This is a genomic window from Streptomyces sp. AC627_RSS907, from assembly GCF_019049165.1.
Genome location: NZ_JAGMUE010000988.1, coordinates 1 through 812, shown reverse-complemented (window position 1 = coordinate 812; position 812 = coordinate 1). Strand labels below are relative to the sequence as shown.

The 812-nt window shown below is 74.4% G+C and carries 1 pseudogene; it reads left to right on the top strand.

The annotated features are described in order from the left end of the window. Window positions 1-668 (top strand): annotated as a pseudogene (locus tag KUM32_RS39815) (NAD-dependent dehydratase); the annotation flags it as partial. Window positions 669-812 lie beyond the last annotated feature (144 nt).

Below are 812 nucleotides of genomic sequence, written 5' to 3'. Positions count from 1 at the left end.
ACCCCGCCGTCTTCAGCGAGACCACCCAGCCCAAGTCGCTGCCCAGCGGCGGCTTCGCCAAGGACGTCATCGAGGTCGAGGGGTACGTACGTGGCTTCGCCCGGCGGCGCCCGGACGTGGCGGTGTGCGTCCTGCGGTTCGCCAACGTGCTCGGGCCGTGCGCGGACTCGCCGTTGGCCGAGTACTTCGCGCTGCCCGTGCTGCCCACGATCATCGGCTTCGACCCGCGGCTCCAGTTCGTGCACGAGGACGACGCGATCGAGGTGCTGCGGATCGGCGCGGGCGAGCCCCGGCGGGGCACGCTGAACAGCGGCACCTTCAACATCGCGGGTGACGGGGTGCTGCTGCTCTCACAGGCCGCGCGGCGCCTCGGCCGCCCGACGCTGCCCCTGCTGTCGCCGACCGTCACGTGGCTCAGCTCGGTGCTGCGCGCCGCGGGGATCACCGACTTCTCGCCGGAGCAGATCCGGCTGCTCACCCACGGGCGGGTCGTGGACACCACGCAGATGCGCGAGACACTGGGATTCCAGCCCAAGCACAGCACCGCGGCGGCCTTCGCGGACTACGTGCGCAGCCGCGGGCCGGGACTCCTGCCCCCCGAGGCCCTGGCCCGAACCGTCGACCGGCTCGCCGCGGCGCTCCCCGCCCGCGCCGCTGGCCAGAACTGAGGAGCGCAGTCACGATGGCGGACGCCAAGGTCATCCCGTTCGGTGAGGACCCCCGGGCCCGGCGCAAGGACGGCACGCGGGCGCCGCGTGCGCGGCGGGACCAGGCCCCGCTGCGGCCGGTACCACCGCCGCGCGCCGAGGACG